General features: G+C 63.2%; 9 protein-coding genes. 5 read left to right on the plus strand and 4 right to left on the minus strand.

What is annotated here, in order from left to right; genetic code table 11:
* Nucleotides 1-271 precede the first annotated feature (271 nt).
* Nucleotides 272-475, minus strand: coding sequence for a DUF465 domain-containing protein (locus EN932_RS20825; RefSeq protein WP_013529216.1), 204 nt, complete (start codon nt 473-475; stop codon nt 272-274).
* A gap of 239 nt (nt 476-714) precedes the next feature.
* On the opposite strand from EN932_RS20825, the gene EN932_RS20830 reads away from it, so the two are divergent.
* From EN932_RS20830 to EN932_RS20850, 5 genes are all read left to right on the plus strand, one after another.
* A complete protein-coding gene (locus EN932_RS20830; RefSeq protein ID WP_013529217.1) occupies nt 715-894 on the plus strand; it encodes a YdcH family protein in 180 nt (59 codons plus the stop codon).
* 334 nt (nt 895-1,228) lie between these two features.
* Entirely contained in the window at nt 1,229-2,482 is a 1,254-nt protein-coding gene (gene ispG, locus EN932_RS20835; protein ID WP_024502967.1) for a flavodoxin-dependent (E)-4-hydroxy-3-methylbut-2-enyl-diphosphate synthase, read from the plus strand.
* 5 nt (nt 2,483-2,487) lie between these two features.
* Nucleotides 2,488-3,342 carry a lytic transglycosylase domain-containing protein gene (locus EN932_RS20840; RefSeq protein WP_127368892.1) on the plus strand — a complete coding sequence of 285 codons (855 nt, stop codon included), beginning with the start codon at nt 2,488-2,490 and terminating at the stop codon, nt 3,340-3,342.
* Between the two features lie 87 nt (nt 3,343-3,429).
* Nucleotides 3,430-4,245, plus strand: coding sequence for a Stf0 family sulfotransferase (locus EN932_RS20845; RefSeq protein WP_127368893.1), 816 nt, complete (start codon nt 3,430-3,432; stop codon nt 4,243-4,245).
* Nucleotides 4,246-4,291: 46 nt separating this feature from the next.
* Nucleotides 4,292-5,032, plus strand: coding sequence for a class I SAM-dependent methyltransferase (locus EN932_RS20850; protein ID WP_063173214.1), 741 nt, complete (start codon nt 4,292-4,294; stop codon nt 5,030-5,032).
* A gap of 26 nt (nt 5,033-5,058) precedes the next feature.
* On the opposite strand, the gene EN932_RS20855 is transcribed toward EN932_RS20850, so the two are convergent.
* The 3 genes from EN932_RS20855 to EN932_RS20865 all read right to left on the minus strand — a co-directional run.
* On the minus strand, nt 5,059-7,398 hold the full coding sequence (locus EN932_RS20855; RefSeq protein ID WP_128369032.1) for a response regulator: 2,340 nt from the start codon (nt 7,396-7,398) through the stop codon (nt 5,059-5,061).
* 114 nt (nt 7,399-7,512) lie between these two features.
* A complete protein-coding gene (locus tag EN932_RS20860; RefSeq protein WP_013529223.1) occupies nt 7,513-8,319 on the minus strand; it encodes a methyltransferase domain-containing protein in 807 nt (268 codons plus the stop codon).
* 146 nt (nt 8,320-8,465) lie between these two features.
* On the minus strand, nt 8,466-9,083 hold a 618-nt coding region (locus EN932_RS20865), incomplete at its 5' end, for a polyprenyl synthetase family protein (protein ID WP_164890553.1).

Here is a 9,083-nt window from a genome sequence, read left to right on the forward strand (position 1 = left end):
GGGCTGAGCCGCGCGAAGGCGCAGGTTTCCCAGCGGCGTCGCCGGACAATCCGTCAGAACGGTGGGATCACTGACCGAGAGCGTGCGACGAAGCCGTCGAGTTCGAGGTGCTCCATGTGCGAGATCGCCCGGCAGGACGCGCCGTCGCGGCTAGTGCACCGGCGAAAAAGAGCCCAACGATTGACCGGCCAAAGGCACCGTCACACGACCGCGCAGGGAGATGCAGATCGCCGCTGCCTGGCGCTCGATCAGCGTCAGCACTTCACATCGTTCAAGCAATGATGTCGGGAATGATCTTGTCTTCCAGCGCCATCAGCCGGTCCTTGAGGAACAGCTTCTTCTTCTTCATGCGCTGGATCTGCAGCGGATCGCAGGCCATGGCGATCATCGCGTTGATGGCTGCATCGAAATCGGCGTGTTCCTGCTTCAGGCGGGAAAATTCGAGGCGAATATCGGCCTGTTCCTGATCGGACATTCTCTACCGTCTGCACGTCTGCGGCGCCCAAAGCTGGGCCTGATTGGGCGGGGCCGGGTGTTTTGTCACCGGCGTGCAGCCCATATCACATTTCACAGTGTCGTGGAATGCTACCACGGATCATTCGACATCGCCCGCGGAAGGTGACACACTGTCACCGTGCCGTCACAGAAGCGAACCTGCGGTGGACGCGCCGTGACGGTTGCAATCGAGGAAAACCATGAAAGGGAGAACCAATCATGTCTCTTGCATCCCATCTTGATGAGTTGCAGCGGAAACACGGCGACATCGAACGTGAAATCGATGACGCGATGAATCATCCATCGGTCGACGACCTCGAAATCGTGAATCTTAAGCGACGCAAGCTGGCACTCAAGGACGAGATTGAAAAACTAAGAGGAAAACCGACCACGCATTGATGCCCTCCTGACATAGCCGCCCGGTATCCGCGGCCTCTTTTCCCGGCGGCTCCCCGCCGCCGGCGTGGAGGGGTTTGATTTCCCAGCACCGGTCTGTCAGCCGAAGCTGGACTTGCACCGGCTTAATATCCGCTTCGGCCGTCGCCCGTTTCGCCAGATCCTCGATTGTTTTTGGTCGTTGGCGGCGTGCCGATTCCGGCCAGTGGCGACCTGTCGCCATTGACAAGCCATCTTTGCTCCTCCACCTCATGCCCGGACCTCAGCGCATCGGCCCGGGGCGTCGTTGTGCGCCCATGCAGGACACAAGATGCTCCAGAGACAAAAGGCTGCCGGCATGACCGGATATTTTTCCTCTCCTTTCCCCCGCCGCACCTCGGTCGGCGTCGATGTGGGCGGCGTGGTCGTCGGCGGCGGCGCGCCCGTTGTCGTCCAATCGATGACCAACACCGACACGGCCGATATCGACCAGACCGTCGCGCAGGTCGCAGCACTGCACCGGGCCGGCTCCGAGATCGTGCGCATCACCGTCGATCGCGACGAGAGTGCCGCCGCCGTACCGCGCATTCATGAGCGGCTTCAGCGGCTTGGCATCAACGTGCCGCTGGTCGGCGACTTCCACTATATCGGCCACAAGCTCTTGGCCGATCACCCGGCCTGCGCCGAGGCGCTGGCCAAATATCGGATCAACCCCGGCAATGTCGGCTTCAAGGACAAGAAGGACCGGCAGTTCGCCGACATCGTCGAGATGGCGATCAGGCATGACAAGCCGGTGCGCATCGGTGTCAACTGGGGCTCGCTCGACCAGGAGCTTTTGACCCGGCTGATGGACGACAACCAGGACAAGGGTTTTCCGCTGACGGCGCAAGAGGTGATGCGCGAGGCGATCGTGCAGTCGGCCATTCTCTCGGCCGAGATGGCGGAAGAGATCGGCCTTGGCCGCGAGAAAATCATCCTGTCGGCCAAGGTCAGCGGCGTGCAGGACCTGATTGCCGTCTATGCCGAGCTCGCCACCCGCTCCAACCATGCGCTGCATCTCGGCCTGACCGAAGCCGGCATGGGCTCGAAAGGCATCGTCGCTTCGTCGGCCGCCATGGGCATCCTGCTGCAGCAAGGCATCGGCGACACCATCCGCATCTCGCTGACGCCGGAGCCGAATGGCGACCGCACGCGCGAGGTGCAGGTTTCGCAGGAATTGCTGCAGACGATGGGGTTCAGGCAGTTCGTGCCGATCGTCGCCGCGTGTCCCGGCTGCGGCCGCACGACCTCGACCGTGTTCCAGGAGCTCGCTCAGAACATCCAGGCAGATCTCAGGAAGAACATGCCGGTGTGGCGCGACAAATATCCCGGCGTCGAGAACCTCAAGGTCGCGGTGATGGGTTGCATCGTCAACGGCCCGGGCGAGTCCAAGCATGCCGATATCGGCATTTCGCTGCCCGGCACCGGCGAGACGCCGACGGCGCCTGTCTTCGTCGACGGCAAGAAGGCGGCGACGCTGCGCGGACCGTCGATCGCGGCGGATTTCGAGAAAATGGTCGCCGACTATATCGAACAGCGGTTCGGTCGCGGCGGCAAGGCCGCGGCAGAGTAGGTCAAATGCGGCGTTTCCTGTGGGCGACGCTGGTCCTGCTGTGTGGGCTAGTCTGGTCGACACTGGCTCAGGCCGATCCGCCGCAATCCGCCAAGCAACGGCTTATCGACAAGGTCTGCAACCTGATCCAGGCGCATGCCGACCAGAATGGTTTGCCCAGGGATTTCTTCGCCCGGCTGATCTGGAAGGAGAGCCGTTTCGATCCCAACGCCGTCAGTCCCGTCGGCGCCGAAGGCATTGCCCAGTTCATGCCGGGAACCGCCAAGATGCGCGGGCTTGCCAATTCCTTCGACATCAATCAGGCGATCCCGGCTTCGGCGAAATATCTCGCCGAAATGAAAACCGGCTACGGCAATCTCGGCCTGGCGGCCGCCGCCTACAATGCCGGCGAGAGCCGGGTGTCGCGCTGGCTCAGTTCCGGCGGTTTCCTGCCGATGGAAACCGAAAGCTATGTCTTCGACATCATGGGCGAACCAGCCGACAAGTTCACCGACCGAGCCTATGCCGGAAGGGTCGAACCGCTCGACGCTAAGGCGGATTTTGCCGTCGCTTGCCGAAAACTGCCGGTGATCATGTCGCGGACCGTGGCGATGGCCTCGATCAACGTAAAGCCGTGGGGCATCCAGGTGGCCGGCAATTTCCGCCGCAGTGCCGCGATCAACCAGTGGCTCAGGGTAAGGAGCCGGTTCCCGGCCCTGCTCAATGGGCACGATCCAGTGGTCAGCCGGGTGCGCACGCCGATCGGCCGGCGGGGTATCTATGCGGTCAGGATCGGTGTCGACCACCGCGCCGATGCAAACGTCATCTGCCAGAAATTGCAAAGCATCGGTGGGGCATGCGTGGTGGTGCGCAACCGGTAATTTGACCCCTGCCGGCAGGGTATTTTGTCTGAGAGAGGCATTTAAAAAGCGACAGCCGTGGCGTCGCATCCAGCAAGGATTTCAGCTATGGCGGCGGCCATGTTACCAGGAGCGACAGCCCCTGCCTTTGACAAGCCGCGTGGGCACAACATGTTCGATGGATACATTATCTGCGGTACGCCGAGGACGGGGAGCACTTTGCTGTGCAAGCTTCTGGCGTCCACGAAGACGGCCGGTGATCCGCACTCATTCTATCGGCGCCAGGACGTGGTGGAGTGGGCCGAAGAGTGGAAGTTGCCCGATCGCGCCGCGATGAGCGAGCTCGAATTCGATGCCGCGTATCTCGATGCCGCGATCGCCGCCGGCAAGGGTGGGACCGGCCTCTTCGGCCTCCGCTTGATGCGCGAAAATCTGGATGAGCTTTCGGCGATCCTCGACCGGATTTTCCCAAAACTGCCATCCGACAGAGCACGGTTCGAAAGAGCATTCGGCAATGTTCTCTACATACACCTCTCGCGGGAAGACAAGCTTGCGCAGGCTGTCTCCCTGATCAAGGCAGAGCAGACCGGTCTTTGGCATATCGCTCCCGACGGCACCGAGATCGAAAGGGTCGCACCGCCGAAAGAGCCCCAATATGATTTCGAGCGGATCAGGCGTGAGGTCGAGGTACTCGAGACCTATGATGCGGCATGGAACATCTGGTTCGCTGAGCAAGGCATAACCCCGCTTCGGGTTGGCTACGAGCGCCTTTCGAGCAATCCGGCGGCGACATTGCTAGGCATCTGCGAAGTCTTGGGCGTTCAAGCGCCGAATGCCGATGACGTGAGGCCCGGCGTTGCAAAGCTCTCCGACGACACGAGCCTCGACTGGATGCGCCGCTATCGCCTCGACGCAGCCGCCTGATGCATTGATGGGCTGCAGCTGGAAATTTGGAGTATGGGCAGCGACTATGACCGACCCTATCTACAGCGATCCCGACTTCGTCCAGTTCTATGATATCGAGAATCAAAGCGGCCGTGCCGATTTTGATTACTGTATCGGTCTTGCCGTAAATCGCGGCTCGGTCCTCGATCTCGGCTGTGGCACTGGCCAACTGGCTGCCGAACTTGCCGAGGGGCATAATGTCACTGGCGTTGATCCGGCATCGGCGATGCTCGACGTGGCGCGGCGCAGGGCCGGCGGCGACAGGGTCGACTGGGTCGAGGCCGACGCGCGAACTGTTCGGCTCGGGCGGCGTTTCGACCTGGTCCTGCTCACCGGGCATGCGTTCCAGGTTTTCCTGACAGGCGAGGATCAGATGGCGGTGCTGGGCACCATCGCCGAGCATCTCGCTCCCGGCGGGCTCTTCATTTTCGACACACGAAATCCCGCCGAGGAGGAATGGCTGGAATGGACACCGCAGCGCTCCGAACGGGCAGTTACGCATCCCGGCCTCGGCACGGTCAAAGCCTGGTATGATGCCGAACACGATGCCGCTACCGGCATCGTCACCTACTCGACCTTCTATGACATTCCGGGCGGTAGACCTGTTCTGGGCGCCGAATCCAAGATCGCGTTCCCCAAGAAGGAAGATCTTGCGGGGATGCTGGACGAGACTGGCCTGTTGGTCGAGCAGTGGCTGGGTGACTGGCAGGGCACACCTTATGGTGTGACCTCGCCGGAAATCATCCCGATCGGCCGGTTGCGCTGATCCGGCCTGACCAATAGGGCCGGCTTTTACGCCGTCTTGGCCACCACGGTCTCGCTGAGCCAGGTGCCGATCTTGGTGCCCAGTCGGTCGGGCGAAACGGGCTTCGGCAGATAGTCGTCCATGCCCGATTCGATGCACTTGTCGCGATCGCCCTTCAGCGCATGCGCGGTGACGCCGATGATCGGAATGTGGGTGCCCGTCGAGGTCTCCATGGCCCGGATCGCGCGGGTCGCTTCGTAGCCATTCATCTCCGGCATCGAGACGTCCATCAGGATCAGCTTGGGGCGCAGCGCCCGGTACATCTCGACCGCCGTGCGGCCGTTGCCGGCGATGCGGTAGCTCAAGCCCAAGCCATTGAGGATCTGGCCGAAGACCAGCTGGTTCACGTCGTTGTCCTCGGCAATCAGGATGTCGATCGGTCCGTTCGGCGTGGTTGTCGATTCCGGTGCTGCCGCGACTGGCAGCGCCGGGCCGCGGATGACGGTAAAGGCGGGCGGCGCTGCCGGGGGAGCCTGGACGATCGGTTCGCGGACAAACTGCGCCTTGCCGACCTGCGAACGGGCCTTCTGCACGACCGAGATAACGGTGCCGAGCAGGACCGCGGAGCGCGCCGGCTTGGTCAGATGCGCGGCAATGCCGAAGTCGATGATCATCTTGCCGAAATCGACCTGGTCGACCGAGGTCAGCAACACCACCGGGATGGAGGACAGCCGGCTGTCGGAAGCAATTGCCCTGGCGACGTCGGCGCCGTTCATGCCGGGCATCTGGTAGTCGAGGATGATGCAGTCGACGGCGGCGCCCAATTGAAAGGCGCGATCGAGGAAGGCCAGGCCGACGGCGCCGCTTTCGGCGGCGGCACAGTCGAAGCTCCAGCTTCTGAGCTGCTCGAGCAGGATTTCGCGGTTGACCGGATTGTCATCGATGACCAGCACGCGCGCGCCGGTAACGTCGACCGGCACGATCTCGTCTCGCGCCGCGGCCTGATGCGCGGGCAGCGGCACCGCGAACCAGAACACCGAGCCGCGGCCGATCTCGCTCTCGACGCCGATCTTGCCTGCCATCAGGTCGACGAGGCGGGCGGCAATGGCGAGCCCCAGCCCCGTGCCTTCATGACGGCGGGGGGACGAGCCGTCGACCTGCGCGAATTTTTCGAACACGTTCTGCAGTTTCTCGGCCGGTATGCCGATGCCGGTGTCCTCGACGCGGATCTTGAGCTGGACCACGTCGTTGACGATCTCGCCGCCGACGTCGATCAGCACGTGACCCTTCTCGGTGAACTTCACTGCGTTGCCGAGCAGGTTGGTGATGATCTGCCGGAACCGGCCGGCGTCGCCGACGACATGGGCCGGCAGGCGCGGATCGACGCGCACGATCAGTTCGAGGTTCTTTTCGGCGACGCGAGCCGAGACCAGCGTCGCCACGTCCTCGACCGCCTCGGAAAGGCGGAAGGGAGCAGGGTCGAGGGTGAGCTGGCCAGCATTGATCTTGGAGAAATCGAGGATGTCGTTGATGATGGTGAGCAGCGCGTTGCCGGACTTCACGATAACGTCGGTGAAGGTCTTTTGGCGTGGGGTCAGATCGGTCTTGGCCAGCAGTTCGGCCATACCGAGCACACCGTTCATCGGCGTGCGGATTTCGTGGCTCATATTGGCCAGGAATTCCGATTTGGCGCGGTCGGCGGCCTCGGCCTTGAACAGGGATTCGGCGGATTCGGCAAAGGCGCGGCGGATCGCCACTTCCATCGGGCGGAAGATCCAGAAGGCGACGATGGCAAGGGCCGCGAACAGGATGCCGCTGGCCCACAACAACAGCCTGTCGCTGGAGGCATCGGCCAGATGGCGCTCATCATCCATGGCGGTGCGGACGCGAACCAGCATGGGTTGGGCGAACAGGTCATTCTGGTTGCGGATTTCGCGATAGCTCCACTCATCGACCTTCTGCGCCACCGACATCAGGTTGAAATTGCGCACCATGTCGCGCGGCGACCAGAACAGATCGCCGTTAACTGAAGCGGATTGGAGTTCGTCGACGGTCTTGATCGACAGCCGCGGCTTGATCGCCGCAAGCTGGGCGGTCAGCGTCTCGATCTCGCCGGTCAGGCGCTCCGAATGGCCGCGCGCCGATGTGGTCAGGGCATCGCGTGTCTCCGCCCGCCAGGCGGTGCCGGTCGTCTCGGCAAAGTTGGTCGCGTTGCGCAGGTCTCGGGTGAAGATGACGAGATTGCTGCTCAGCGCATCGATGTCGCGGCGAAAGGAATTGACGCGATCAAGTGCAATCACGATGCCGGCGGAAGCCAGCGCGAAGATCAGCAACCCTGAAATATAGCGGATCCGGACCGACCGGATGAAGGACGAATATTCAGGCATGCGCAACCCCAACACATACGCACCATTTTAATGGCCGGGATTACGCTTCATTTACATTAAAATTTCGTTCGTGCGGGCAGGCGAGCCGTGCGAGCCGCCGGATGGACAGCGCGCCTAGGCCGCTTCCACGACGAGGGCGCGGATGCGGCCACTTACCGGGCCTTCCCCGAACCGTTTCCCAAGGGCATTCGCCACGTATCGCGTCACCTCCTCCAGCGAGCCACCGCGCGCCTCGATCTCGGCCCGCAGGGGCGTGCCCTGGCAATAGGCCGTGGCCGCCTCATATGGCGAGGAAGCGGCGCTGACGGCATCCAGCGGCTCTATGGTGATGTTACGGAAGCCGGCGGCATGCAGGTCGGCGCGGATGACGTCCGCATCGTGATAGCCATGCGGTGTCCTTGCCATGAAGCGAGGCGGATCGGCCGGGAAAAAATGGCCGAGCGCACGCGTCACCTCATCGGCAAACTCGTTCTCTTCGATGGCACCCCAGACGTTGAACAGGAAGTGTCCGCCCAGCCGCATCACGCGCCGAACTTGCCCGTAGGCGCCCACCCGATCGGGGAAGAACATCGCGCCAAACTGGCAGGCCACGGCGTCGAACTGTGCGTCCTCGAAGGGCAGCGCCTGAGCATCGGCCTGCTGCCAGGTGATGCGAGGATCGTCCACCATCCGCGTGCGTGCGTGGTCGAGCATGGGCTGGTTGAGGTCGGTGACCACGATGCGCGCTTGCGCCGGCAGCTTTGCTGCGAGCGCACGTGTCACCACACCGGTGCCCGCCGCCACTTCGAGCACCGATTGCGGCCCGAGCTTCGACACCCGCTCCGCCAGATCCCGCGCATATGGCTCGAAGATCAGCGGCACCATCGCCCGGTCGTAGATCTCGGGAATGGAACCGCTGAACAGCTTGTCGGTGGTCGACATGGCATCCTCCAACTCTTATCCGCACCGCGTGCTTGCCGTGCGGATGTCAATCCTCTGCCTCGGCAGGCTTCCGCTCAAGTTCTATTTCAGAACCGGCCGGCGGGGACGTGCGTGCAATCAGCTCGATGTTCCGGCTGGCACCAACCTTAGCTGTTACGCGCCGCCACGAATGTCGCCGCTTCTTTCAGCAACTGGGCATCGTCACCATAGGGCTCAAGCAGCGCATGCGCCTGTTGGACGAGGCCGTGAAGCTGGCCACGTGCCCAATTCGCACCATGCAAGGCCACCAGCGTCGCCTTGCCGGCGGCGGCGTCCTTGCCGGTCGCCTTGCCCATCTGGCTGGCGTCGGCGGTCAAATCGAGCAGGTCGTCGGCAAGCTGGAAGGCAAGACCGATCGCCGAGCCGAATTCGGCCAGCCGCTCGCGGTCATCGGCCGGGGCGCCGGCGATGAGGGCGCCTGCCTCGCAGGCGAAACGGATCAGCGCGCCGGTCTTCATCGCCTGCAGCCGGATGATGCCGGCCTCGTCCGGCGGCGTCTGTTCGGCTTCGAGATCGAGCTTCTGGCCGCCGACCATGCCGCCTGCTCCGGCGGCGCGGGCAAGCGCCAGCACCAGGGCTGCCCGCCGCTCCGCCGGCAGCGCAGTCGACTCGCCGGCAATGATGTCGAAGGCCAGCGTCAGCAGGGCGTCGCCGGCCAGGATCGCGGTTGCCTCGTCGAAGGCCTTGTGCACGGTCGGCTGGCCGCGACGCAGGTCGTCGTCGTC

Origin of the sequence: Mesorhizobium sp. M7A.F.Ca.US.002.01.1.1 (genome assembly GCF_004022955.1) — a bacterium.
Taxonomy (GTDB): Bacteria; Pseudomonadota; Alphaproteobacteria; order Rhizobiales; family Rhizobiaceae; genus Mesorhizobium; species Mesorhizobium ciceri.